The sequence below is a fragment of the Desulfobacterium sp. N47 genome, assembly GCF_051233685.1.
GTDB lineage: Bacteria > Desulfobacterota > Desulfobacteria > Desulfobacterales > RPRI01 > RPRI01.
The window spans coordinates 1-25097 of the sequence record NZ_JBAMMY010000155.1 but is presented as its reverse complement, the minus strand read 5'-3'; the positions used below and the strand labels follow the sequence as shown (position 1 = coordinate 25097).

Annotated in this window: 23 protein-coding genes; 21 read left to right on the top strand and 2 right to left on the bottom strand. The window is 38.7% G+C overall.

All coding sequences use genetic code 11. The features are described 5' to 3' along the window. The first annotated feature begins 4 nt into the window (after positions 1-4). The 19 genes from sppA (at position 5) to VXK47_RS09800 (ending at position 21151) form a co-directional block, all read left to right on the top strand. Positions 5-898: a S49 family peptidase gene (gene sppA / locus VXK47_RS09890; RefSeq protein ID WP_435548618.1), complete on the top strand. Its 894-nt coding sequence runs from the start codon at positions 5-7 to the stop codon at positions 896-898. Positions 899-1084: 186 nt separating this feature from the next. Beyond that, positions 1085-1951 carry a small ribosomal subunit protein uS2 gene (gene rpsB / locus VXK47_RS09885; protein WP_435548617.1) on the top strand — a complete coding sequence of 289 codons (867 nt, stop codon included), beginning with the start codon at positions 1085-1087 and terminating at the stop codon, positions 1949-1951. A gap of 158 nt (positions 1952-2109) precedes the next feature. Beyond that, positions 2110-2706, top strand: a complete 597-nt coding sequence (gene tsf, locus VXK47_RS09880) for a translation elongation factor Ts (RefSeq protein WP_435548616.1) — start codon at positions 2110-2112, stop codon at positions 2704-2706. A gap of 6 nt (positions 2707-2712) precedes the next feature. Further along, positions 2713-3429 carry a uridine monophosphate kinase gene (gene pyrH / locus VXK47_RS09875; protein ID WP_435548615.1) on the top strand — a complete coding sequence of 239 codons (717 nt, stop codon included), beginning with the start codon at positions 2713-2715 and terminating at the stop codon, positions 3427-3429. 63 nt (positions 3430-3492) lie between these two features. Continuing rightward, positions 3493-4050 carry a ribosome recycling factor gene (gene frr / locus VXK47_RS09870; RefSeq protein ID WP_435548614.1) on the top strand — a complete coding sequence of 186 codons (558 nt, stop codon included), beginning with the start codon at positions 3493-3495 and terminating at the stop codon, positions 4048-4050. Then, on the top strand, positions 4040-4783 hold the full coding sequence (locus VXK47_RS09865) for an undecaprenyl diphosphate synthase family protein (RefSeq protein ID WP_435548613.1): 744 nt from the start codon (positions 4040-4042) through the stop codon (positions 4781-4783). The genes frr and VXK47_RS09865 overlap by 11 nt, the downstream gene beginning before the upstream one ends. A gap of 24 nt (positions 4784-4807) precedes the next feature. Further along, positions 4808-5620 (top strand): phosphatidate cytidylyltransferase, encoded by an 813-nt coding sequence (locus VXK47_RS09860; protein ID WP_435548612.1) that lies wholly within the window; start codon positions 4808-4810, stop codon positions 5618-5620. A 37-nt stretch (positions 5621-5657) separates the two neighbouring features. Further along, on the top strand, positions 5658-6809 hold the full coding sequence (locus VXK47_RS09855) for a 1-deoxy-D-xylulose-5-phosphate reductoisomerase (protein WP_435548611.1): 1152 nt from the start codon (positions 5658-5660) through the stop codon (positions 6807-6809). Positions 6810-7122: 313 nt separating this feature from the next. Further along, positions 7123-8193 (top strand): M50 family metallopeptidase, encoded by a 1071-nt coding sequence (gene rseP / locus VXK47_RS09850; protein ID WP_435548610.1) that lies wholly within the window; start codon positions 7123-7125, stop codon positions 8191-8193. A 6-nt stretch (positions 8194-8199) separates the two neighbouring features. Further along, positions 8200-11208 carry an AIR synthase-related protein gene (locus VXK47_RS09845; protein WP_435548609.1) on the top strand — a complete coding sequence of 1003 codons (3009 nt, stop codon included), beginning with the start codon at positions 8200-8202 and terminating at the stop codon, positions 11206-11208. Continuing rightward, positions 11205-12017 (top strand): phosphoribosylformylglycinamidine synthase I, encoded by an 813-nt coding sequence (gene purQ, locus VXK47_RS09840; RefSeq protein WP_435548608.1) that lies wholly within the window; start codon positions 11205-11207, stop codon positions 12015-12017. Before VXK47_RS09845 ends, purQ begins: the two co-directional genes overlap by 4 nt. A gap of 314 nt (positions 12018-12331) precedes the next feature. Continuing rightward, positions 12332-12802: a GspH/FimT family pseudopilin gene (locus tag VXK47_RS09835; protein WP_435548607.1), complete on the top strand. Its 471-nt coding sequence runs from the start codon at positions 12332-12334 to the stop codon at positions 12800-12802. A gap of 12 nt (positions 12803-12814) precedes the next feature. Next, positions 12815-13690, top strand: a complete 876-nt coding sequence (locus VXK47_RS09830; RefSeq protein WP_435548606.1) for a PilW family protein — start codon at positions 12815-12817, stop codon at positions 13688-13690. 27 nt (positions 13691-13717) lie between these two features. Continuing rightward, positions 13718-14146, top strand: a complete 429-nt coding sequence (locus VXK47_RS09825; protein ID WP_435548605.1) for a type IV pilus modification PilV family protein — start codon at positions 13718-13720, stop codon at positions 14144-14146. 85 nt (positions 14147-14231) lie between these two features. Further along, positions 14232-14810, top strand: coding sequence for a pilus assembly PilX family protein (locus VXK47_RS09820; protein WP_435548604.1), 579 nt, complete (start codon positions 14232-14234; stop codon positions 14808-14810). Positions 14811-14845: 35 nt separating this feature from the next. Beyond that, on the top strand, positions 14846-19126 hold the full coding sequence (locus VXK47_RS09815) for a pilus assembly protein (RefSeq protein ID WP_435548603.1): 4281 nt from the start codon (positions 14846-14848) through the stop codon (positions 19124-19126). Positions 19127-19142: 16 nt separating this feature from the next. Next, positions 19143-19469 (top strand): hypothetical protein, encoded by a 327-nt coding sequence (locus tag VXK47_RS09810; protein WP_435548602.1) that lies wholly within the window; start codon positions 19143-19145, stop codon positions 19467-19469. 272 nt (positions 19470-19741) lie between these two features. Then, positions 19742-20653: a hypothetical protein gene (locus VXK47_RS09805; protein ID WP_435548601.1), complete on the top strand. Its 912-nt coding sequence runs from the start codon at positions 19742-19744 to the stop codon at positions 20651-20653. An 18-nt stretch (positions 20654-20671) separates the two neighbouring features. After that, positions 20672-21151 (top strand): type IV pilin protein, encoded by a 480-nt coding sequence (locus VXK47_RS09800; protein WP_435548600.1) that lies wholly within the window; start codon positions 20672-20674, stop codon positions 21149-21151. A 62-nt stretch (positions 21152-21213) separates the two neighbouring features. Here VXK47_RS09800 and VXK47_RS09795 read toward each other — a convergent pair whose 3' ends face one another. Both VXK47_RS09795 and VXK47_RS09790 read right to left on the bottom strand, forming a co-directional pair. After that, positions 21214-22266 (bottom strand): LysM peptidoglycan-binding domain-containing protein, encoded by a 1053-nt coding sequence (locus VXK47_RS09795; protein ID WP_435548599.1) that lies wholly within the window; start codon positions 22264-22266, stop codon positions 21214-21216. 403 nt (positions 22267-22669) lie between these two features. Next, entirely contained in the window at positions 22670-22843 is a 174-nt protein-coding gene (locus VXK47_RS09790; RefSeq protein WP_435548598.1) for a hypothetical protein, read from the bottom strand. Positions 22844-23349: 506 nt separating this feature from the next. Between VXK47_RS09790 and VXK47_RS09785 the strand changes: the two genes are divergently transcribed. Together VXK47_RS09785 and VXK47_RS09780 are read left to right on the top strand one after the other, a co-directional pair. Beyond that, positions 23350-24726, top strand: a complete 1377-nt coding sequence (locus VXK47_RS09785) for a tryptophan synthase subunit beta (protein WP_435548597.1) — start codon at positions 23350-23352, stop codon at positions 24724-24726. After that, positions 24723-24992 carry a hypothetical protein gene (locus VXK47_RS09780; protein ID WP_435548596.1) on the top strand — a complete coding sequence of 90 codons (270 nt, stop codon included), beginning with the start codon at positions 24723-24725 and terminating at the stop codon, positions 24990-24992. Before VXK47_RS09785 ends, VXK47_RS09780 begins: the two co-directional genes overlap by 4 nt. The last annotated feature ends 105 nt before the right edge of the window (positions 24993-25097 follow it).

Genomic DNA, 25097 nt, shown 5'->3' with positions numbered 1-25097 from the left:
GATAATGTTTTCACGAAGACATCCATTCCTATTTTCTGTTTTAGTATTTTCTTCCATCTTTTTTGCTACTATTCTTGGTGTTTCCATTCTGGTTTTTCTTGGAACACGTGATCCGGATTTTAATATGGGAGAAAAGGTCGGAGTTGTTGAGATATCCGGTATAATTACAGAATCTAAGGAAATAATTCGTAATATCAAGAAATACCGCGAGGACGATTCGATAAAAGCCATTATTTTAAGAATTGACTCTCCCGGCGGAGCTGTAGGCCCATCGCAGGAAATATTCCGTGAAACCAGAAAAACAATCGGAATAAAGAAAATTATAGCTTCAATGGGAACTGCAGCAGCATCGGGAGGATATTATATCGCTGCAGGTACTAATGGTATAATGGCTAATCCCGGTACAATAACCGGCAGCATAGGAGTGATTATTGGTTTTACCAATTTTGAAGAAATTCTGCAAAAGATTGGTCTGTACTCTGTTGTTGTTAAGAGCGGTGAGTATAAAGATATAGGATCGCCTGTGCGTAAGATGACGGAAAAAGAAAAGAAACTGCTCCAGACTTTTGTAGATAACACGCACATGCAGTTTGTAGATGCTGTTTCCAAAGGGCGCAACATGGATATTGCCAAAGTTAAAGCTATTGCAGATGGGCGGATTTTTACCGGTGAAATGGCTAAAAATCTTGGTCTTGTCGACCGTCTTGGCAATCTTGAGGATGCTATAGAATGGGCAGGCAGGTTAGGAGGAATTAAAGGGAAAATATCCGCGGTATATTCAAAAAAATCAGATAGCTCATTTTTGGATTATTTCGTTGAATCTTCCGCAAAAAAGATAGTCAGCCATGTTGTTAATCCGGAATTTTATTCAGGCTATATTCTAAAACCCCCCCTTTAAGTCAAAATAAAACACAAAAAATGATTGTTGCAGATATATAATTATATTGTTACAAAATCTTGTTCGGAATTACGCACACCCTTTGATCGGTTGCCCTGCTTCATGGTGCTTTCAAAAAAAGAGAGTTTAAAGCGGGGTTGAAAAAGGGTGGAGGATTAACCAATAAAAAAAAAGGGAGAATTTTAAATGTCTTATCTTACAATGAAAGAACTGCTGGAAGCCGGTGTTCATTTCGGTCATCAGACAAAACGGTGGAACCCCAAGATGAAGCAATATATCTTCGGTGCGAGAAACGGTATTTATATCATTGATCTTCAAAAAACAGTCCGGATGTTCAAGTCCGCATACGATTTTATACAGGATACTGTTGCAAACGGCAAATCGGTTCTTTTTGTTGGTACCAAAAAACAGGCTAAAGAGGCGATTTATGAAGAGGCAAATCGCTGTGAGATGTTTTATGTGCACAACAGGTGGCTTGGTGGAATGCTTACAAATTTCCAGACGATAAAGCAGGGAATCGACCGGCTTAATTATCTTAATTCAATACAAAATGATGGTTCAATTAATTTATTCCCGAAAAAAGAGAGATTAAAACATGAAAAAGAGAGGAAGAAACTTGACAGTACGTTAGGTGGTATTCGCATCATGAATGCCCTTCCGGGAGCAATATTTATTGTTGACCCTAAACACGAAGCTATAGCAATCCGGGAAGGCAAGCGTTTAAGAATTCCTATTGTCTCAATTGTTGATACAAACTGTGATCCTGATGATGTCGATTATATTATTCCCGGCAATGATGATGCAATACGCTCAATCAGGCTTATTTCATCCAGAATAGCCACTGCATGTATAGAAGGCAAAAAACGGCTGGAAGAAAAGAAACAGGCGGAATCCGATAAGGATGTTGAAGAAGTTATAGAAACCGAGGAAGTTGCTTCCGAATTAAAACCGGGTGAACGAAAAGTGATCTCGAATGGTTCTGACGGGCCGGTTATTGAAATCATAAAGAGAGCGACGCCGGAAACTGCCAAGGATATTGAAAGCGAAGGATAAGCTATCAGTTTTAAGGCAAAAACAATTAAAGATAGCTGCATGTTTTGTTGTGCTTTAGTAAAAAACATAAAATACGATAAGAAGGGCCTGCCATCAAATGCTTGTTGCTGTTTGATCAGCAGTGTCCTTCAAAATATAAATAACGGGAGATAAGTAAGATGGGATCAATCAGTGCAGAAGCTGTAAAACAACTCCGGGAAAAAACCGGGGCTGGTATTATGGATTGTAAGGAGGCTCTTTCCGTATGTGAAGGGGATTTAGATAAGGCAATAGATCAATTAAGGAAAAAAGGTCTTGCCACAGCAGCTAAAAGAGCCGGAAGGGCTATGACGGAAGGAACGGTTCAATCTTATATCCATATGGGCGGAAAGCTCGGTGTGCTTGTTGAAATTAACTGTGAAACCGATTTCGTTTCAAAAAATGATAATTTTAAAGACTTTACAAAAAATATAGCAATGCATATTGCTGCGGCTAATCCTGTCAGTATACGGCGGGAAGAAGTGCCGCAAGAACTTATTGAAAGGGAAATGGCAATATATCGCGCTCAGGCTGAAGACTTGGGAAAACCTGAAAAAATGATTGATAAGATAGCGGAAGGAAAGCTTGAAAAATTTTTTAAAGATAATTGTTTGATGAATCAGCCTTATGTCCGTGATCCTGGCATAACCATTTCAGACTTGCTTAGTGAGTTGATTGCTAAAACAGGAGAAAATATTATAATCAAGCGTTTTATAAGATTCCAGATCGGAGAATAGTAAACATTGAAACCTCCACAATACAAAAGAGTTCTTCTGAAGTTAAGTGGTGAAGCTCTGATGGGGGATCAGGGTTTCGGTATAAGTTCCGATGTTATCAAGTATGTTGCCGAAGAGATCAGGTCAATATTTGATCTTGGAATCCAGATAGCAATAGTTGTTGGAGGAGGAAATATCTTTCGTGGTATTGCTGCAAGCTCGTTTGGAATGGATCGTACATCTGCGGATCATATGGGGATGCTTGCAACTGTTATAAACAGTCTTGCTTTACAGGATGCACTTGAAAAGAAAGATGTCCCGACACGTATTCAGACTGCGATCACGATACACGAAGTAGCCGAACCATACATACTGAGGAAAGCCATCCGTCACCTTGAAAAAGGGCGTGTTGTTATTTTTGCTGCAGGGACCGGCAATCCGTATTTTACTACTGATACCGCCGCAGTTTTAAGGGCACAGGAAATACATGCTGAGATTCTGCTTAAAGCAACAAAGGTTAACGGCTTATACGATTCAGATCCGGTCATTAACAAGGATGCCGGGTTTTTAAAAAATGTAACATACATGGAAGTACTTGAAAAACAGCTTAAAGTGATGGATATGACAGCTATATCTCTTGCTATGGATAATCACCTGCCGCTTGCTATTTTTAACCTCAGAGATAAAGGGAATATAGAAAAGGTTATATGCGGTGAGGATATCGGCACAAGGATTTTTAATTAAAAGGTATTAAATTTATTTACGTTTAAAGCACAGTTCTGTTACTCAATAAATAAGGAGAATCCCATGATTGAGTTATTATTCCAAGAAGTAAGGGAGAATATGGGCAAGTCGATAGCTGCCCTTCAGAATGAACTAAAGAGAGTAAGAACCGGGCGTGCTTCACTGTCAATTCTTGATGGTATCAGAGTTGATTACTATGGGACTCTTACACCGCTTAATCAGATTGCCTCTCTTTCCGTTCCCGAGAGCCGCTTAATTACCGTTCAGCCCTGGGATGTTTCTGCCATTAAAGAAATTGAAAAGGCCATATTGAAATCCGATCTTGGATTAACTCCTTCAAGTGACGGCAAAATTATTCGTATATCGATTCCACCACTTACGGAAGACAGAAGAAAAAAGCTGGTTAAGGTTGTGCATAAAATGTGCGAAGATTATAAAATTGCTGTCCGTAATATAAGGCGTGATTCGAATGAATCTATTAAGGGTTTTAAGAAAGATGGTGATTTAGCGGAAGATGCTGCCTTTAAGGCACAGGATAGCATACAAAAAATAACTGATGAACACATAAAGCTTATCGACGGTATATATAAAGAAAAAGAAAAGGAGATCCTTGAATTCTAGGTCTTTACCCGGTTTATACGGTCTTGACTCTTTAAATCTTCCCAAACATATTGCTATAATAATGGATGGTAATGGGCGATGGGCTGAAAAGCGCCTGATGAACAGAATTAAAGGGCATGAAGCAGGATCCGGAGCCGTAAGAACGATAGTGAGAGCCTGTCGTGAGATCGGTATTTCCGTTTTAACTCTCTATGCATTTTCAACGGAAAACTGGCAGCGTCCTAAAATTGAGATTTCCGCACTGATGGTACTGCTTAATAAATTTCTTGAATCTGAAAAAAATGAGATGATGGAAAACGATATTCGTTTAAATGCAATCGGGCAGGTAGATAAGCTACCTGAAAATGTTCGTAAAACATTAAACAGGACTATGGATTTAACCGGAAAAAATAAAGGAATGCTTCTTAACCTTGCTTTAAGTTATGGCGGAAGAACCGAAATAGTAGATATGGTTAAAATAATTTCACAAAAGGTTAAAGACAGTAAAATTGATCCGGATTTGATAACTGATGAGTTTGTAGCAGACCACCTTTATACTGCCGGCATGCCTTATCCCGATCTGCTGATAAGAACCAGCGGTGAAATGAGAATCAGTAATTTTCTGCTCTGGCAGATTGCTTACAGTGAAATATTTATTACCGATACCTTATGGCCTGATTTTGGGAAAGAAGAATTAATTAAAATCATTTATGATTTTCAGAATCGCGAACGCAGGTTTGGTAATGTCGGGTAGTTGATGTTTTTATAGGATATATGCATGCATTTAAAGCGTTGGATTACAGGCCTTACAGCGCTTCCCTTTCTTATATTGCTTATAAGTAAAGGCGGAAGTCTGGTTTTCGCCATTTTTATAAGCATTGTGTCAATCATTGCACTTTCTGAATATTATTCGATAATACTCCATCCGGAAAAAAGTTCGGGTATGAATAATGTGTTGCCACTGCTATCCTGTTTTGTCGGGCTGATCATTATATTTGTTGCTTACAGAGATATGCCGGATTTGATGCCTGCTTTGGTTGTATTTAATCTGCTGGTTTCAGGTTTTATCTCTCTTTTTAAATTTAAGATCAATAAAGATGTTATATGGCTGGTGTCAAAACAGCTTATGGGTCTTATATACATTCCCCTTTTTCTTTCATATCTTGTATTAATCAGAAACGGTAGTAATGGAATTTTCTGGATTTATTTCTTACTGATAATTATTTTTGCCGGAGATACCGGAGCTTTTTATACAGGTTCTTATTTTGGAAAACATAAACTTTGTCCTTCGGTCAGTCCGGGAAAAACAATAGAAGGATCATTAGGAGGTTTGGGAGCAAGTCTTATGGCAGGGGCTTTATTTAAATATTTTTTTCTGCCTTCCTACTCATGGTGGGTTTCTATTCTTTTATTTATTTGCGTCGGAATTGCCGGGCAGATCGGGGATCTTTTTGAATCGGAACTGAAACGATCAGCCGGCATTAAGGATTCAGGCTCAATATTGCCGGGCCACGGTGGAATCCTCGATCGTATTGATGCTCTGTTGTTTGCCATCCCGGTTGCCTGGTTTTTTAAACAATATCTTTTTTAATAAAAAACGCCTAAAAGATACCAGCAGGTTTAACATAATGAAGTCTTTATCAATCTTGGGTTCCACAGGTTCAATAGGTAAAAATACTTTAAAAATAGTCGAAATGTTTGGGGATAAATTTCGAATAAGAGCGCTTGCGGCAAAAAACAATGTATTGTTACTTGCTCAGCAAATTAAAATATTTATGCCTGATATTGCCGTGGTTTTTGACGAACAAAGCGCCGTTGAGCTTAAAAGTATTACTTCAGGCACTGATGTAAAAATTCTTTATGGAAATGAGGGGTACAAGGCAGCTGCATCCTGGGATCAGGTCGATATGGTGGTTGCAGCAATGGTTGGTTCCGCCGGGCTTTTGCCGGTGCTGGCCGCAATTGATGCAGGTAAAGATATTGCTCTTGCCAACAAGGAAACGCTTGTTATGGCGGGTGACATTGTTATGAAGAAAGCCAGAGAAAAAGGAGTCAAGATTCTTCCCATAGACAGTGAGCATAGCGCAATTTTCCAGTGTCTTTCCGGTCAACGCAGACAAGATATGGATAAGATAATGCTTACGGCTTCGGGAGGACCTTTTTTTAATCTTGCCGCCAGCCGGTTTGATAAAATAAAACCGGAGGATGCGACAAACCACCCGGTGTGGCAAATGGGGGAAAAAATCAGCATCGATTCTGCTACAATGATGAACAAAGGTCTTGAGGTTATTGAAGCCAAGCATCTTTTCGAAGTTTCTGTTGATAATATCGAAGTACTTATTCATCCTCAAAGCATAGTCCATTCAATGGTGTCCTTTAAAGACGGAACTGTTATTGCTCAAATGGGTATACCGGATATGAAGGGTGCAATAGCATATGCATTGTCATATCCAAAACGGCTTTCCATAGGACAGGCTGTTCCTGATTTTAATTCTATAGGCTCTCTTGAATTTAAAAAACCGGATACTGAAAAATTTCCATGTATTGATCTTGCTTTTTATGCAGGAAAAACCGGAGGAACTCTTCCGGCTGTAATGAATGCGGCAAATGAAATAGCAGTGGAAGCTTTTTTGAACCGAAAAATATCCTTTATATACATTCCGGAAGTAATAAGAAAAACTATGGAAAAGCACTTTGTTATTGCAAATCCGATGCTATCTGATATCCTCGATGCAGATTTCTGGGCTCGCAATATTGCTGCGGAGTTAATAAGCGGTTAAGATTTTTTCATGGAACATGATATCAGATGAGAAATGTATGAAAGCAATAAAAAAATTAACAGAACGAGCCACTTTCAAAACGTTTCAGTTTGGTCAAGGTCAAGGCGGGCGAAAATTTTAACCACAGGAATACATTTAGTATTTTGAGGATAGCGCTATGCTTCACTGCGTGCAAAATTTGAGCCCAACGCAGAGATCGGCCTAAATGGGACGTTTTGAAACTGGCTCAGAACATTTAATATCGAGTTAGGAGCGGACCTCACAGTGTCTGCCCCGTTTGAGGTAAACCACAAAGGTTTGTAATTTATAATTTATGAGCACGGATATTATAGCATTTATTATTGTACTTGGAGTACTGATTTTCTTCCATGAGCTGGGGCATTTTCTTGTAGCCAGATTATTTGGGGTTGGTGTCGAAAAATTTTCTCTTGGATTCGGCCCAAGGCTTTTCGGGAAAAAAATCGGTATTACGGATTACTGTATTTCAGCAGTACCTCTTGGCGGGTATGTTAAAATGATTGGTGAAGAAGTGGATTCAGAGGTTGACCCGGCGGATATACACCTTTCATTTAACCATAAGCATGTCTTAAAGAAAATATTGATTGTTGCGGCAGGCCCAGTTTTTAATCTGCTTCTTGCCGTAATAATATTTTTAATAATATTTTTAATATCAGGCATATTCATTTTCAAGCCGGTTGTCGGAAATGTTGAAAAGGACTCCCCGGCCCGGATAGCAGGGCTTGAAAAAGGAGATCTTATTGTTTCTATTAACGAAACAGCAGTATCAAGCTGGGAGAATATGGCCGAATTTATATCGGGGAGCAATGGGAAAAAGCTGGCCTTCTCTATTAAAAGAAATGGTGATGTTTTAAAACTTGATATTGTACCTGAACTCAAGATAACGAAAAACATATTCGGAGAAGATACAAATCGCTATGCAATAGGAATTACTTCTGCGGGCGAGTATTACGCAAAAAAGTTGAATCCGGTTGAAGCTTTATTTGAAAGCATAAGGCAGACATACAGGATTGTTGACCTGACTGTTATGAGTGTTGTTAAGCTCATACAGGGAACCCTTTCGGCAAAAACCCTTGGCGGCCCTATAATGATAGCGGAAATGGCCGGGCAACAGGCAAGAGAAGGAGCAGCCAATTTTGTATTTTTTATCTCTCTTATCAGTATAAATCTTGCGGTGTTAAATTTTCTTCCGATACCGGTTTTGGACGGCGGGCATTTGCTTTTCTTTTTTATTGAGGCTCTAATAGGAAAACCGGTGAATACAAAGATCCGTGAAATAGCCCAGCAAGTTGGAATTTTTATACTTATTGTTCTCATGATCTTTGTTTTTTACAATGACATAACCAGATATTTTTTTAAAAGATAAGATAACATGCCGCATAGACTTGAGATTGCGTTAAAACCCGAAATGTTTGATGCAGAAGGCGAAGGTATTCGTTTAAAAGCAAAAAATTATTTTGGGATTGAATTTGTAAAAGTCCGCAGCGTTTCAATTATAACCATTGATGCCGCCTTAACTAAAGACGAACTGAACTTAATTCAGACCACAATTTTTACAAATCCTGTCACACAGATATCTTCATTTGCCCCTCTTCCCATTGATTTTGACTGGATAATATGGGTTGGTTACAAACCAGGTGTAAAAGATAATCCGGGCAGCACTGCGGTTGAAGCTATAGAAGATGTGATCGGATCAAAATTTTCCGGACCTCTTAAAAAAAAAGAAACGGTTTATACTTCTAAACGCTATTGTTTTCAAGGAAATAACCTTTCACGCATAAATATCGAAAAGATTGCCCGCGAGCTTCTGTCAAACGATATTATTCAGCAGACAAAAATTTATTCAAAAAGTGACTGGAGTGATTCGGAAGGAATCGGTTATATTATTCCAAAAGTTGTACTGAATCATGTTCCGACTGTTTCAACAATATCGATAAAAAGCGATGAAATTTTAAAACAGGTAAGTGACCGGAGAAACCTTGCTTTAAATCCTGATGATATTCCTGCAATCAGATCTTATTTTCTGAAAAAAGATGTTTTGGCTGCAAGGGCTTTGGAAGACTTGTCGGAGCCAACTGATATTGAGCTTGAATATATCAGCCAGGCAAGAAGTGATCATTGCAATCATAATACTTTTCGTGGGCTGTTTCACTGCTCAGACCTTGAGACAGGATATACGGAAATTGTTGATAATCTTTTTAAGACCTGTATTGAAAGTCCTGCTCTTTATCTTAAAGATAAAAAGCCATGGGTTGTGTCCGTATTGTGGGATAATGCCGGAGCCGGACTTTTCGATGAAGATAATTATTATGTTATAACCGGTGAAACTCATAATTCGCCTTCCAACATGGAGGCATATGGCGGAGCCATCACGGGCATTGTCGGAGTATATCGTGATCCTTTAGGAACCGGAAAAGGTTCAAAGCTTATTATGGGAAGTTACGGCTTTTGCGTAGGGCACAGGGATTATAATGGCCCGCTGATGCCGCATCTTCATCCGAGACGCCTTCTGGATGGTGTTATAGAAGGAGTAAGAGACGGCGGGAACAAAAGCGGGATTCCCACTCCATTCGGCCAGGTTCTTTTTCATCACGGCTATATGGGAAAATGCCTTGTGTTTGTTACAGCGTTAGGAATTATGCCGTCAAAGATTAAGGAAGAACCTGCCGAACAAAAGAAAACTTCTCCTGAAGACATAATTGTCATGTGCGGCGGAAGAGTGGGAAAAGACGGGATACACGGAGTCACAGCTTCATCGGAAGTATTTACCGAAAACACACCGGCAGGACATGTCCAGATAGGTGATCCCTATACACAAAAGAAAATGCACGATTTTTTGCTCGAAGCCCGTGATGAAGGCCTGATAACATTTATAACAGATAATGGAGGCGGCGGACTTTCATCATCCATAGGAGAATCAGCCAGAGATTCAAACGGCTGTGAAATAGAACTCGACAGGGTTCCTTTAAAATACGAAGGTCTGGACCAGTGGGAAATCTGGGTTTCGGAATCTCAGGAACGTATGACAGTTGCTGTAAAACCTGAGCATTTTGACAGGTTTCTTAAATTGTCTTCAAAACACGCAGTTGAAAGCACTGCAATAGGAAGATATACAGACTCAGGAAAACTTCATATCAAATATAATAATAAAACCTGCGCTTATATCGATATGGATTTGCTTTCAGCGGGATTTCCGCAGTGGGAATTTGAGGCTGTCTGGCAACCGCCTGCAATGCGCGGCCTTCATGAGCCTGTGATTACTGAGCCCAAAGATTATAACAAGCTTTTGCTGGACATCTTGTCCCGTCCGAATATATGTTCGAAGGAGTGGATCTGCCGGCAATATGATCATGAAGTCCAGGGCGGCAGTGTTATCAAACCGCTTGTGGGAAAAGAACGCGATGTTAACAGTGATGCAGTTGTAATAAGGCCTGTGCTTGGTTCGGAAAAAGGAATTGCTTTTTCACAGGCGCTTTTACCGGCATATTCGGCAATAGATGCTTACCATATGACGAGCTGTACTATTGATGAGGCTGTACGCCGTCTGATTTGCGTTGGCGGTAATATTGATCATATCGGAGGGGTGGATAATTTCTGCTGGCCCAATATTTTATATCATCCGGTTAATAATCCTGACGGAAAATTCAAGGCAGCCCAGCTTGTGCGTTCCTGCAAAGCTCTTGCAAAAATGTGTCTTTCATACGAGATACCGCTTTTATCCGGAAAAGACAGTATGTATGTAGACGGATACCTTTTGGGCGGATACGGCGAATCACACAAAATATCGGCTCTTGAAACAATGCAGTTTTCAGCGGTTTCTGTAATAAATGATATTAATAAGTGTATTACAATGGATTGTAAGATTCCCGGAGATCTTGTTTATGTGCTGGGTGAAACCCGAAATGAACTTGGCGCTTCGGAATATTATGAACATTTTGGTTATATCGGGTCAAACGCACCGAAAGTATTTCCAAATCAATTTATAAAACTTTACAGAGCACTTTGTGATGCCATTGAAAAAGGTCTTGTTGCTTCAGCTCATGGTATTTACCGTGGGGGCTTAGGTGTGCATCTTGCCATGGTTGCAATGGGAGGAGAGCTTGGTTTGAAGGCTGATCTTGCTTGCGTGCCGACCGATGGAGCTGACCGGGTTGATTCCATCCTTTTTTCGGAATCAGCCGGCAGGATTTTAGTAACTGTTGCACCTGAAAATAAAAATATTTTTGAGAATATTTTTGATGGGCTTATCTTTGCATGTATTGGAAAGATTACGGAAAACAGAGACTTTGTTTTAAATGGTCAAAATAATAAAAATATTGTTTCCATATCCGTTGATGCATTAAAAAAAGTATGGAAACAGCCTTTTGGAGACCTGATATGAGCAGGGTTAATGTGCTGGTACTTGCGGGATACGGCTTAAATTGCGATTATGAAACCTCATATGCTTTTGAACTTGCCGGGGCTACAGCTAAAAGGGTTCATATAAACAGCCTTATTGATGGAGATGTTAAACTGTCAGATTTTAATGTTCTGGTTTTTACAGGAGGATTCGGCTGGGGTGATGATCATGGAGCCGGGGTGGTACAAGCTGTTAAACTTGGAACAAAACTTGGCGATAAAATCCTTGATTTTATTAGAAGAGGAAATCTTGTCATAGGCATATGTAATGGATTTCAGGCGATAGTTAATCTGGGGCTTTTGCCCGGCTTTGACAATGACTATGCCACAAGATCTCTTGCTCTGACTTTCAATGACTGCGGAAACTTCAGAGACGGTTGGGTACACCTTAAAGTAAACAATTTATCCCCCTGTGTATTTACTAAAGGGTTAAAAAATATCGAACTCCCCATAAGACATGGAGAGGGGAAATTTTATTCGGATGAATCGACCATAAAAAGGCTTATTGAAAACAATCAGGTTGTTATCCAATATGCAATGCCGGAAGGAAAACCTGCTAACGGAAAGTTTCCCTGCAATCCAAACGGCTCTGTAAAAGATATTGCCGGTATATGCGATCCCAGCGGCCGCATATTCGGTCTCATGCCTCACCCCGAGGCCTATAACCATTTCACAAATCATCCTGACTGGACAAGACATAAAGAGTATACGAAGCGTTCAGGTGAAAATGAGCCCAATATAATTCCGACCGGCATACTTATTTTTAAAAACGCCGTGGATTATTTTTTATGAGTTCATAATAAATCCATAATTCCAATTCTTATTACCTGTCATTATAATTTATGCTATTAAATTATTTAATAGTTATATATATAAAATTTAATATTTCTCATATATTTATCTTTTATAGTTTCTTTGCACATCAGATACCTTTTGCATTTAATAGAAATATAATTAAGTTATATTAGCGTGTTAATGTGGTAGTTATTTTGTCTTAAATTATTTATTGCCTGTATTTCAATATATTGGCATGAGGATTGTATAGTAACTGACTATCCAAACAATTAAAACATTATTTAGTAATTGGATTTGCCGGAGAGTAACACATGCAGAAAAAAGCTGGTTTTTCAATGATTGAGTTGATGATTGTCTTAGGTATTATTGCACTTTTATCGGCAATTATAACACCCAATATTTTAAGTTGGTTAAGAAACCAGGGTTTAAGAAGCGCTGTTTCGGAACTTCAGGGCAATTTGCAACTGGCAAAATTGAGTGCAATAAGGCAGAATCAGAGTTGCGATGTTAATTTTGATATAGTTAATGGAAGTTATACTATTCCATGCGCCAACAAGACCGTTTTGCTAAGCAGTTATAGCGGCGGGGTTGTTTTTGGAGGCCCTGGCGCAGGAGATATAACTGACAATACCATAACATTTAAATCAAACGGCAATAGCAATAGTGCAGCTCCTTTAAGTATTTTTTTAACGGACAATAAAAGATCATCATATTATAGGATTAATGTGAATCTTTCCGGAGGAGTTATTACCTCAAAATGGAATGGTGCTATCTGGAAATAGGAAATATTTTATATGGCTTACTTAAAAAAAATATTTAGCTCCGGTTTGCGTTGTGTAGCTTCAAATAAAGGTCTTACTTTGGTTGAGCTCATGGTTGCTATGGGACTTACAACGATTGTTCTTGGGGTGATATATGCTTCCTATACTACCCAATCCAGGATGAACACTAAAGAGGCTGTCGTTTTGAATATGCAGCAGAACATAAGAGGTGCTCTTAATCTTATGGAAAGTGAGATCAGAATGGCGGGGTATGACCCAAAGCCTGCAAGGGTTTTCGGAATAACAGATATAAGATTTAAAGACATTAATGGTAATCCTAATGTAAATGGATACAGCTCAATAACATTTACTGCTGATAACGGTACTAACCCTAATAGTGGAAACGGAGCGCTAGATTCAGATGAGACTTACACTTATAGGATATATGATTACACGAGCGGAAGCCCTGCCGGAATTCTGGACCTGGGAAGAACTATAGGTGGCGGAGGGAATCAAATAGCTGCAGAAGGCATCGATGCGATTGGTCTTGCATATGCCTATGATAATGACGGAGACGGCAAGCTTGATGTATCTCCTAACGGCAATATTTTATGGGCAATAGATACCAATAATGACAATAAGCTTGACACAAATCTTGAAACTGTTGATGACGGCGTAATAGACATAAATGATAATATTGCTGGAACAGCTATTGGAGGTTCAGCTATTACTACTGATAAAATAAGAGCTATGAAATTATGGATACTGGCAAGAACCAAGACGCCGCTTTTAAAATATACTGATAACAATACATATGTTGTAGCTAACAGACGTATAACACCCAATGATAGTTTTAAACGCGAGTTGCTGGAAACCACGATAAAATGCAGGAACCTTGGCTTCGAATAATTTTACATATTTTTAAGGAGTTTTGATATGTATCATAATAATTTTTATAAAAACGTTACCGATACCGCAGATAAATCAGACCGAAAATCTGATAATAAAGGATATACAATGATAGAAGTTCTGATTGCGCTTGCCATTTTTTCGATCGGAATTCTGGGCCTAGCAAAATTGCAAATTATATCGATGAATTATAATAGCTACTCGAGGATGGCAACTGAAGCTACAACTGTGGGTGGTGACGAGATGGAAAGGCTTATGATACTTGCTTATGATGATGCCGATCTTGACCCAGCTTCAAACCCTCATACTTTTGCGAACAATAACCGTACGGTAACATGGAATATTACGGATAATACGGAATATAAATCAATAGTTATGACTATTACCTATGCTATACCAATTACCGGAGATACAAGACGTATTTCACTTAATTACATAAAGCCCCGGGATATTTAAAATCAGAGTATTTATTGAGAGAATATTTAAGGCCGGAGTATCCGGGAATTATTATATATAATGTTTATGTTGAAAGGTTCTTGTTATGAATAAGACCATGCAACTGTTAAAAAATGAAGAAGGATCGGTAATGGTGGTTGTCATTATTATGATGGCGCTTTTATTGCTTATGGGAATAACTGCAACAAACATAAGCACTGTTGAAATGCAGATTCTTCGCAATTCTATAATCCAAAAACAAGATTTTTATAAAACGGAGGGAGGTTTATCAGAAGTTGCTGCCGATGTCGGTTATTCCGGTCTTTCCGGCAGATCATGCCCTGATAACACTGTTCGCTCAAGTTGCTCCGCAAATTATACGATAAAAGATGTTGATACTCCTGTAATACTAACAACCGCTGCCGGTTCAGGCACTGCCAATCCCACAGCAGGGCAGATTGAAAATGTTAAAGATACGACCTGGCCCATTAACCATGAAGATAGCGAAACTGAATATGCGTACAGGGTTTTTTACAAAGGGCAGGGGCCGATACCCAAAGGGGAAGGTGCCGGATTTGGATCATACGTATTTGATATAACAGTTAGAAAGCAAAGTGGTGCTACTGAGGCTGAGATGTCTACCACAATAAATGAAGGATTTAGAAAAATTGGTCCCAAGAGCTGACGTATAGTTTTAAAGATGGCAGTAAAGGAGGAGTTATGAAACCGAACAAAAAGTCAGTAGTCAAATCAAATGGAAGAATGAAAACAGGACATTATATATTTTTAGGTCTTGCGATAGCATTATTCCTGTCTGCAGCAAATATGGTTTCTTTTGCAGATGACACAGATGTTTATCAGCCAAAGGTGAGACATAATGCTGTTATTCTGGTTGATACATCAGACAGTATGTCATATGGCGTTTATGATAATGATATCGATTATCATCAATTTTATCAATACATCTGCTCGATTTGTTCGGGAGGAACTTGTGGATGGAAGGATGCAAGGGATGCTATTGCCGGAGGAAATAAGACCAATGCATATTTTTATCCTGATTCAAGAGCTTATGATAAAACAAAAATCTATCTGGTATATGGCAACATTGGTTTTAATAACGGTGTTACAGGTGATGCCGCCGACCCGAACTATTTGTGGTATACCAGTTCCATGCAAGATACGAAAACATGGATTACTTCATCAGGAGAACTTGTGGATCAGTACGGAAAGCACCCTGGAGAATCCGGATACGAGGGGCGTGTCGGAACGGTAGTCGATTCAACAACTGGTGAAACAATGATTACTTTAGATGGAATTCGACTGCCGAACAATCAGGATAAAAAACTTCATGACTGGCAGGAAAATCCTGACGGATCAAGGGTTGATAAAGGATTTGCCGGCCTTGTGAGGGCTCCCGGATATACATTCAGCGGTTATTTTTACAAAGGATCGGGAGACAGCGGTTTGCCGGTGAATAATGCATCATCTTCATATACTTCAAATGTTGCTTCGGCCAGCACATACGATGGAAAGGCAAAAGATTATTTCTTTATTACCGGAAACTGGATGAATATGCAAATGGTCTATAATCTGGAAATCGTAGTTACAGGCAACACATGGAAAACAGCTTGGGATTATTGTACATATCCGGCACAGTATTATGCTCCGGTTGTTGATTATTCCATGGCTCCTCCTAAAGATGCCGATGGAAATTATTATCCGGCCTATGACTCACTTCAGGATAGTACTTCCAATCATGTCATCTATAACGGCGAAGCATCAAAAATTAAAGTTCATTTCAGCAATGTTTCACTTGGAGCAGGTGACAGTATAAAGCTTTATGACGAAAACGGAAATAGTCCTATAACTATCACATCTATGCCCACAGACGGGTGGACGGGCTGGATAACCGGTAAACAGGTTCTTGTCCGTTTTATTACAGATGCAAATCCTGCTACAGTATCCACGGGCTGGAAGATAGATTCATATCAATACCAATCAAAGACGGATTATAACTTTTTTTCAAGGCTTGATGTAGCAACATCCGCTATTATAAATGTTATTGAATCGACACGTGGAAGAGTCAACTGGGGAATTATGGGTTTTGGCGAGACTAACGCAACTCCTCCTATGAATGCCAGCTATAATGATGATCAGCAGAAACAAAGTATTATTACTGCACTGAATGGTTTTAGCGCAACGGGAGACTCTAATATTGCAGAGTCAATGAATCTAGTTCTGAAAGAATTTAACAGCAAAGCCCAGCAGATTCATAAGGATTGCAACAAAAATTTTGTTATTGTTCTTTCGGACGGCTATGCGGATCACGATACTTTGGGTTCCGATTGGGGATCACCCGTTGCAGACTATGCAGCATTAAACGCTGCCGAAGCCTCTCAATATCATTTTACTCAGGACCCTTTTCAAGATGCCAATCCTCCCGCAGACTATTATGATGATATAGCAGGATTTATGTACTCTCACAAATATACGGATTACACTTCGATCCCGGCAGATGAGAGAGCAGATTCCGCAGACAATATTATTGTCCATAACATCGGTTTCAGCACTGAGTCGCCGATGCTAAAACACGCATCAGATCTTGGCGGAGGTATTTTTCTTACGGCTTATTCAAAGTCTCAACTTGTTAATGCTTTTTATTCATTAGGTATTCTGATAGCAGAATATACTTCCTACACTGCACCGGTTGTTTCGGTGGATGAGACAAACAGGGTACAGTCCGGCGATAGGCTCTATATGGCTTTGTTTAAGCCTAATGCGGAACTTTACTGGACAGGAAATCTTAAGCAATACGGGTTTACATATGGCATTAAGCCCGATTGTAATAAAACTACTAATGAATGGTATGTAGTTGACAGAGCAGATAAATCAGCCACAACATGTGATGGCAGAATGCTTCCGGAAACTACATCTTTCTGGTCAAGCGGTTTTGACGGGGGTGATGTCGAAAAAGGCGGGGTAGGACAGGTGCTTTACAATAACATACCTGTTAAATACGGAAAACTCGATACAGCGATTAATGCGTGTGATTTCAGAAAGATTTATACATATGATAGTACATCAGGCCTTGTACGAGTAGGAACTAATACTCTTACCAATACAGCCTTAAACGTTTCACAAGATACTGACAGATATAAAATTGCAAACTATATTTACGGCTATACCTATGATGCCCATACGGCAGCTACAGCATTAAGCGCTGGTGGATCGCCTTTGGTAGAAGGTTCTCCTGTTTCAAAAAGATGGCCACTTGGTCCCATTATACATTCCAGTCCTAAAATCATCGATTATTTGGATGCCAATAACGATCTTGTAAATCGCTATATTGCTGTTGGAGCAAATGATGGACTGCTCCATGTGTTTAACAATGATAACGGTCAGGAAATATTTGCTTTTATTCCTACAGAGGTACTTCCTTTAATGAAGCAATTTGATTCCAGTGTCAATAATCATCCAAAAAAAGTGTACACTGTGGATGGGTCTCCTGCGCTGCTTCAATTTAAGGATAGCAGCAATGTTGATAAAAAACTTTTAGTTTTTGGTTTAAGGCGGGGTGGAAGAGCATATTATGCATTAGATATAACCGATAATACAAATCCAGGCAACTGGAGTGTAAGGTGGAAGGTAAATAACGGTTCAGCTAATATGGGAGAACTTGGGTATTCTTTCGCCATGCCCAGGCAGATTAAAATTAAGATAAGTACAGATCCGGACACTTATGCAAATTATATTCTTGTGCCAGGTGGCTATGACACAACTGAAGACAAGAACGATCCATTAGCCAATTATCAATTGACAACTACACATACATGCTCAATGGGGCGTGTGATTTATATTTTAAACGCTGATGATGGAGCTGTATTCCAAAAGTTCGACTATAATAATAAATCTGGTATGAAATATTGTTTTCCTGCTGATCCCACTGTTGTGACGGGTCCCAGGGGAGTGTTTCTCGCGGCCTATATGACTGATCTATACGGACAGGTATGGAAACTTACTTACAACAGCACAACAGGCTTCGCTTTGAATCTTATTTTTAAGATGAATCCAATGACAGATCAACGTTCGGATTATTACTGGAGAAATGAGTTTAAAACATGGGTATCCGGAAATGCTTATCCGGGAGGAACAATAGCTTTTAGCCCGGCATTAGGTACGGATATAAAGAATCCCAGAAAAACATTTTACAGCCCTGAAGTATCATATGCCGGGAACTGTTTTACCGATGTACCTGTTCTTTATATGGGTACGGGAGACAGAGAGCATCCTACATTCATAGGTACCTCAACAGGAGGATATGCTCCGGTTAAAAACGGACTGTATGCTTTTTATGATGCTGAGGCATATTATAAGTTTAGTACTGGGGCATATAATGAAGCTGACTATTTTACTGAAAAGAATCTGCTTAATGTAACTTGCGGAGCTATGGAACCTGATCTCATATGGGATAGTAATGCAATTATCTGGCAGATAAAAGCCAATATTAAAACTTATCTTAGGGAAAGCACTAAGGGTTGGTATCTTTTGTTCTCCGAACTTGACGATTGCTATTCAGGAGATAATAACGTCGATTTTAAAAACCAGAATGACCATGATGGCGAAAAAAGCATATCTCCGATAACATTGTTTTCCAAAGTAATTTATGCACCCACTTACCAACCAAATGCAAGCAATGATAACCCATGTGAATATACGGGTAATGGTAGGGTTTTCGCAGTTAACTACTGCACAGGTAATGCTGTCTATAATTTCTACGGAGGTAATGATGATAAAAATGACCCGCAAAATGTTATAAGGAAGTTTACTAGACTCGACAGATACCTTGAGATTGGAACAGATATACCTTCAGGAGTTTCCATAGTAATTCGTCATGGTAAAGCGGCAGGTTTCATATCTGTAGGCGGAAAGATATATCCTCTACCTGATATTGATATGCCAGGCTCAATGATTCCTTTTTACTGGAAAGAGTATAATAATTGATAAGGAGAGGACCAAAATGAACTGCAAAAAAGTTTGTATTATTATTTCATTGATTACCTTTGTGATTTCTTTCAGCTGCATTAACAGCAATGCTATGTTGGCCCCTGAGGGTGTGGAGTCCATAACCGGGATTGTAACCGAAATCAATTCAAATGATATGTCAATAAAAATAGGCCCGCAGTTTTATTACTTTCAGGATGCATCTGTTATGAAAACGATGCTGGAAACGATCAATCTTTCGATAAATATAAAAGCATTGGTGTTTTATAAAAAAATTAAGGATAAGAACCTAATTATACATATCAAAACAAAAAATATAAAAAGAATTAAATCAGGTCGTTAATATAAATGAATTAAAATATCATATATTTATAAGCGATCTTTACAATAAATAATCACATATTACTCTGATGAAATATTAGCATCGATAAAGTAGAAGAAAATTATAAGAAAGGATAACAGATAAATGAAGTTTATAAACTGCTTCATATATAATTGCTGAGATAAAAAAATGCTTGAAATTATATCATATTCATATTATCCTTTATTTTGAGACTGTTATCAAAACAGGCCAGCGATAAATGAGTAATAAGTAATTTTGCATATGAGGGGGATATGAATAAAAAATATATAATAGTGTCCGTATTAACTATCCTGATTGCTGTTGGTTACTTTTATTATAAAGATCGCTCCAAAGAAGAAGACTCGAAAAAATGGCACGGAAAGGAATACGCCCGGGTTGTTGAAATTGCCAATAAAAGTCCAAGAGCAGGGCTTAACGAGATGGGAAGAAGTCTTGAGAAATATTATACCGATAACAAAAGTTATCCGGCAGGCCTTGCCGATCTTTATCCTAAATACATTGCAAATAAAGCTCTTATCGAAGATGTGAAATGGGAATATGTTCCGGGCAAAAATAATTTTATGCTGAAAAAAAGTGTGATCATAAAAGGTAAAACACTGGTTGCATCGATAGATAAAAATCTTAAGCCTGTGTCAGGACAGACAATTATGGTTGCATCGTCAAAATCTGCCAACATGACATATAATAAGGATTCTTTTTCAAACATTGTGTCCGGATTTACTGCTGCTGTTGATTCCAAAAAAGAAGAAAATATAATATCTGCTTCACTTATTGATCCCCAGTTCATGCTGGTCAAAGAAACTGAAAATGTGCCGGATTTCGAAAATGAAATTAGCCGTAAATATCTTGCATGGAAAGATGACAAGGGAGTAAGGGGCTTTGGTAATATTCAATATCCGCATATTGCCAGAATTTCAATATATAGTGATGGAAAACAATATGACCTGAAGAGATCTGCTGCCGTTAAAAGTGCTTTAGTATCAGATAAAAAAAATCCTGGAGATAAACGTGATCTTGATATAATTGCTTCAGAGCAGAGCGAAAAATACCTTGTCTGGAAAGATAAAAATGGAAATTTGGGTTTTGGCAATCTGCAGTATCCTGATGATAGAAATGTTGCATATATAAATGTTGATGGGAAATGGCGGAAAACCGGAAGCTAAGCATATGGGGAGAGGCATATGAAGGAATATATTACCTTACACCTTAATAAATTAAAAGAAGATAATGGTTTTACGCTGATAGAACTTCTTACTGTAATGGCAATCATAGGCATTCTAGTGGTAATCGGCTCTGATATGTACATGAATTACAGAGCGAAAGCTTATGATGCTGCAGCAATAAGTGATGGCAGGCAGCTGCTGAATGCAGTAATGAATAGTATTGTTTCTTCAGATGATGTCGATTATGCACATGCTGAAAACGGCGGCAATCGTGTAGGAGCTACAGATACTTCCGGGAGCCCCAGGGCTCCTATTCTATTTCTTTCTCCATCAACCAGACTGCGAATAGACGGTCCTTCAAATACACCAGGTGATATTTTTATAGAAGCTCACTTATACAGTGTTGGCGGAACAAAAGACTCATCGCCTAGCGGAAGAAGAGAATTTTACTGCATTGTTGATGAAGCGAATGGATTATCTTCGTTTTCCATTGAATAACATATATTAATCAAATTATTAAAAGCATGAAAATATTATTGCTGCTTTGAATCTGCGATAAATTATTCTACCGGACTTCCAACTAATGAACCTATTGGTATTTCTTTATCTGATCTTGTAATAAGTGCGGATGCTGTGGATTGTTCTGAAAAAAGAACTAAAAGCTTTCCGAAATCGACCGGAGCAAGTAATGTTGCAGACAAATTATCGGGAGTAATGTTTTTCTTCTCTCTGTAATATATTGTGTAAAACTGCCCGGGCTTTACTCCGTCATTTTTTCCTTTGTCTATAAAAACTATTGTGTTGTCGCCAATTATACTTCTTTCTTCTTCAGGAATTATCACACTGCCTTCAATTCCTTTTTCGCTTTTAATTATTGGTATCTTGCGAGATATTGGTTCATAAGGCATCAAAAGATCGTTTAAATCTATTTCTCTGAAGGACTTTAATACCCTGGCAATAGCGTAAAGTGGCTCAACCGTCTTTACTTCAACTATACCGGTTAAGTAATACTGCTTTCCAATTAATGCGCCCGTTTTGCTGTCTGTTAATGATTTCAGCATCCGGTAAATCGTATATTTGGAGCCAGGTTCAAACTTAGAATTATTTTCATATTTTATGTATACAAGATCTCCTTCGCTGATCGCCACTTTATCATCTTTAACTTTAAATATTGAACCATTGGGTAAAACAGGCTCTTTTTTGATAAATCCCACACTGTCGATAGCCGGATAATTAAAATATAAGGCATCTATATCACATGACTTTTCGGTCTGGAGAGTAGTTTTGGTTTCATCCGATTTTAGTATATTATCAATAATTAAATCAGAATCTTTGCTGTAGAAAAGACGCAACTTATCGCCCGGCTCTATAAAATGAGGGTTTTTAATATATTTGTTTTCTTTCCAGAGTTCCGGCCATGCCCATGGAGAATCAAAATATTTTTTTGAAATACCCCATAGCGTATCTCCTTTTTTTACAGTGTAGTAAACACCGGTTTCATGTTCAAGGACATTCTGATTTTCAGCGGCGCAAAGATAAGCAGAAATAGCCGGAATTGAGGTTAATATGCAAATAATTGTAAATAAATATTTATGTGTAAAAATATAGCGCATACATCACCTCTATTTATTTTGCAGATTAATGATTAATTATAGAAATGCTTCAATTTGATTATTAAGGTTTTTACTTGACATTATTGATAATAATTAGTTTGAAAATACTTGTTTGTCAAGTATATTATCATTAACCTGCATCATTAGGCATCCGAAAAGATTATGGCTAATATAAATTAGCTGTCTGTCAATTATGCGAAAAAAACACACAGGCGAAAAATTAAAGTACAGAAAAGATAGGCAGGCCGTTATCCGGAAATTCAGATTATATCACTTATATTTTATAATGCATAGAACCGGTTAAATATATTTATGAAATGCTATAAATATAGCGGACACCTCTAAAAGTGTGTTATAAGGAAAATACTTGCAGGTGTGCTAAAATGGCAATAAGGAAACAGTGTCACTCAAAACAGTATAAAATTAATGCTGGATTACTTTCATATGTAATTGTTTCAGTGCCGCCAACCCGCTCCATTTCTTTTTGAGGAATGATCGTGTCCATTGTTCTGCTTCCGGCAGTATCGGCATGTGCAATGGCTCGTATGTTACTGAACTCTTTTTCAAGTAAGCCCATCCATATTTCTTCCAGAGGGATATAATCTTTCAGATACAAAGAGCAATCAAACTATGATCAATCTCCAGGCTGCCGCAGAATAGGCTTGTAAAGGAACTGGTTGCTCATGGAATTGTCACGATGGATGCTGCTAACCGCTATCTGACAGAAGTGTATATACCGGCCTTCAATGCCGGGTTTATGCAGCCTGCAGCCGAGGATGGATTCTAATCCTGCGGGTTGCATACGTATCCATACCCAAGCCCAAACGGAACATATTTATGACAAATGCTATAATACCACTGATGAAGTTGTGGTGCAAAATCCCAGGCGCATCCAAACCTGCTTTCATAGGCTAACTACTTTTTATAATTTTTCATAATACTTATCTCATTATGTCATTAAGGTCATGGGCGTCTCTAAAAATCTCATTGACAAGTTTCGTATTATGTTATTAATCTCAAATTTTATTTATTAGGAATAAGTTATAAATTGTGTTTTATCAATATGATAATAAAGGAGATAATATGAAAACCAAAAAAATTGTACTTCCTGAATCGGAACTTCCGAGGCAATGGTATAATATCCAGGCTGATCTGCCCACACCTTTGGAACCTCCGCTCAATCCGGCGACAAAACAGCTTATTTCTCCGGAAGATCTTGCTCCGATCTTTCCTATGCCCTTGATTGAACAGGAAGTGAGCCAGAAAAGATGGATAGATATTCCGGAAGAAGTTCTCGAAAAATATCTTATATGGAGGCCTTCCCCTCTTTACCGGGCTTATAATCTTGAAAAATATCTTGATACTCCTGCCAGGATCTATTTTAAAAATGAAGGGGTAAGCCCGGCCGGAAGTCATAAACCGAATACCGCTGTTCCGCAGGCTTATTACAATAAAATTTCCGGGACAAAAAAGATTTATACGGAAACAGGTGCAGGACAATGGGGCAGCGCGCTTTCTTTCTGCTGTGCAATGTTCGGTCTGGAGTGTAAAGTTTTTATGGTAAGGATTAGTTTTGACCATAAGCCTTACAGACGTATAATGATGGAAACCTGGGGCGCCACCTGTGTCGCAAGTCCAAGCAATGAAACAAATACAGGACGCGCCATTCTTGCAAATGATCCAAACTGCCCCGGAAGCCTGGGTATGGCCATAAGCGAAGCAATCGAATGTGCGGTTGCCGAAGAGGATGCCAAATATTCCCTTGGAAGTGTATTAAACCATGTAATGCTTCACCAGACTGTAAATGGGCTTGAATGCCAAAAACAGATGAAAATTGCAGGTGATTATCCTGACGTAATCATCGGATGTTCAGGCGGAGGCAGCAATTTTGCCGGAATGATACTTCCTTTTGTAAGAGATAAAATTAACGGGAAAGACATTGATATTATCGGCGCTGAACCTGCTTCATGCCCGACAATGACAAGAGGACCATTTGCATACGATTTTGGTGATACTGCCCAAATGACTCCTTTGCTTGCTATGCATACCCTCGGTCACAATTTTGTTCCCGAAGCCATACATGCCGGAGGGCTGAGATATCACGGCATGGCGCCTATTATAAGCCATCTGCTGGTAAACGATATAATAAGAGCCGAATCCATTAAACAACTGGAAACATTTCAAGCCGGAATCACCTTTGCAAGAACTGAAGGATTCATCAGCGCTCCTGAAACAAACCATGCAATTGCGCTTACCATTCGCGAAGCTCTCAAGGCAAAGGAAGAAGGAAAAGAAAAAGTAATTCTTTTTAACTGGAGCGGTCACGGTCTTGTTGATATGGGCGCATATGATGCCTATCTTACCGGAAAGCTTTCGAATCATATCCTGGAAGAGGAAAAAATTCAAAAAGCTCTTGCCGACATAGAACCTTTACCCAAGCCGCAACAATTTAAAAAATGAATAAAAAAGAAGAAACGATAACACCGCCGGGAGATGATCTTTCCATTCGTTGTCCAAAACTGGGGCATCAGATATTTTTTTCATATTGTTTACATGAAAACAACAAGCTGCCTTGTTTTAAAATATTGGATTGCTGGCATACCTATTTTCAGGCGGAAAAGTATTTAAAAGATACTCTTACGCAAAGCGATTGGGAAGCAGCATTTGAAACACCCAGGAAACCTAAAATATTAAGAGTCTGTCATAATATTATTGTAACATATTAGCTTGTGTTCGGTAAGATGGTGTAATTCCACTCTCCATGAAAATCATCCATCTTCATATTCACTTTTAGAAGATCTTCATCAGATACCTGTATGCCTTTGGGATAC

What these genes read in the sequence shown, in the direction of transcription:
- sppA (WP_435548618.1), top strand. Translation starts at nt 5, where the DNA reads ATGTTTTCACGAAGACATCCATTCCTATTTTCTGTTTTAGTATTTTCT.
- rpsB (WP_435548617.1), top strand. Translation starts at nt 1,085, where the DNA reads ATGTCTTATCTTACAATGAAAGAACTGCTGGAAGCCGGTGTTCATTTC.
- tsf (WP_435548616.1), top strand. Translation starts at nt 2,110, where the DNA reads ATGGGATCAATCAGTGCAGAAGCTGTAAAACAACTCCGGGAAAAAACC.
- frr (WP_435548614.1), top strand. Translation starts at nt 3,493, where the DNA reads ATGATTGAGTTATTATTCCAAGAAGTAAGGGAGAATATGGGCAAGTCG.
- VXK47_RS09860 (WP_435548612.1), top strand. Translation starts at nt 4,808, where the DNA reads ATGCATTTAAAGCGTTGGATTACAGGCCTTACAGCGCTTCCCTTTCTT.
- VXK47_RS09855 (WP_435548611.1), top strand. Translation starts at nt 5,658, where the DNA reads ATGAAGTCTTTATCAATCTTGGGTTCCACAGGTTCAATAGGTAAAAAT.
- rseP (WP_435548610.1), top strand. Translation starts at nt 7,123, where the DNA reads ATGAGCACGGATATTATAGCATTTATTATTGTACTTGGAGTACTGATT.
- VXK47_RS09845 (WP_435548609.1), top strand. Translation starts at nt 8,200, where the DNA reads ATGCCGCATAGACTTGAGATTGCGTTAAAACCCGAAATGTTTGATGCA.
- purQ (WP_435548608.1), top strand. Translation starts at nt 11,205, where the DNA reads ATGAGCAGGGTTAATGTGCTGGTACTTGCGGGATACGGCTTAAATTGC.
- VXK47_RS09835 (WP_435548607.1), top strand. Translation starts at nt 12,332, where the DNA reads ATGCAGAAAAAAGCTGGTTTTTCAATGATTGAGTTGATGATTGTCTTA.
- VXK47_RS09830 (WP_435548606.1), top strand. Translation starts at nt 12,815, where the DNA reads ATGGCTTACTTAAAAAAAATATTTAGCTCCGGTTTGCGTTGTGTAGCT.
- VXK47_RS09825 (WP_435548605.1), top strand. Translation starts at nt 13,718, where the DNA reads ATGTATCATAATAATTTTTATAAAAACGTTACCGATACCGCAGATAAA.
- VXK47_RS09820 (WP_435548604.1), top strand. Translation starts at nt 14,232, where the DNA reads ATGAATAAGACCATGCAACTGTTAAAAAATGAAGAAGGATCGGTAATG.
- VXK47_RS09815 (WP_435548603.1), top strand. Translation starts at nt 14,846, where the DNA reads ATGAAACCGAACAAAAAGTCAGTAGTCAAATCAAATGGAAGAATGAAA.
- VXK47_RS09810 (WP_435548602.1), top strand. Translation starts at nt 19,143, where the DNA reads ATGAACTGCAAAAAAGTTTGTATTATTATTTCATTGATTACCTTTGTG.
- VXK47_RS09805 (WP_435548601.1), top strand. Translation starts at nt 19,742, where the DNA reads ATGAATAAAAAATATATAATAGTGTCCGTATTAACTATCCTGATTGCT.
- VXK47_RS09800 (WP_435548600.1), top strand. Translation starts at nt 20,672, where the DNA reads ATGAAGGAATATATTACCTTACACCTTAATAAATTAAAAGAAGATAAT.
- VXK47_RS09795 (WP_435548599.1), bottom strand. Translation starts at nt 22,266, where the DNA reads ATGCGCTATATTTTTACACATAAATATTTATTTACAATTATTTGCATA.
- VXK47_RS09790 (WP_435548598.1), bottom strand. Translation starts at nt 22,843, where the DNA reads ATGGGCTTACTTGAAAAAGAGTTCAGTAACATACGAGCCATTGCACAT.
- VXK47_RS09785 (WP_435548597.1), top strand. Translation starts at nt 23,350, where the DNA reads ATGAAAACCAAAAAAATTGTACTTCCTGAATCGGAACTTCCGAGGCAA.
- VXK47_RS09780 (WP_435548596.1), top strand. Translation starts at nt 24,723, where the DNA reads ATGAATAAAAAAGAAGAAACGATAACACCGCCGGGAGATGATCTTTCC.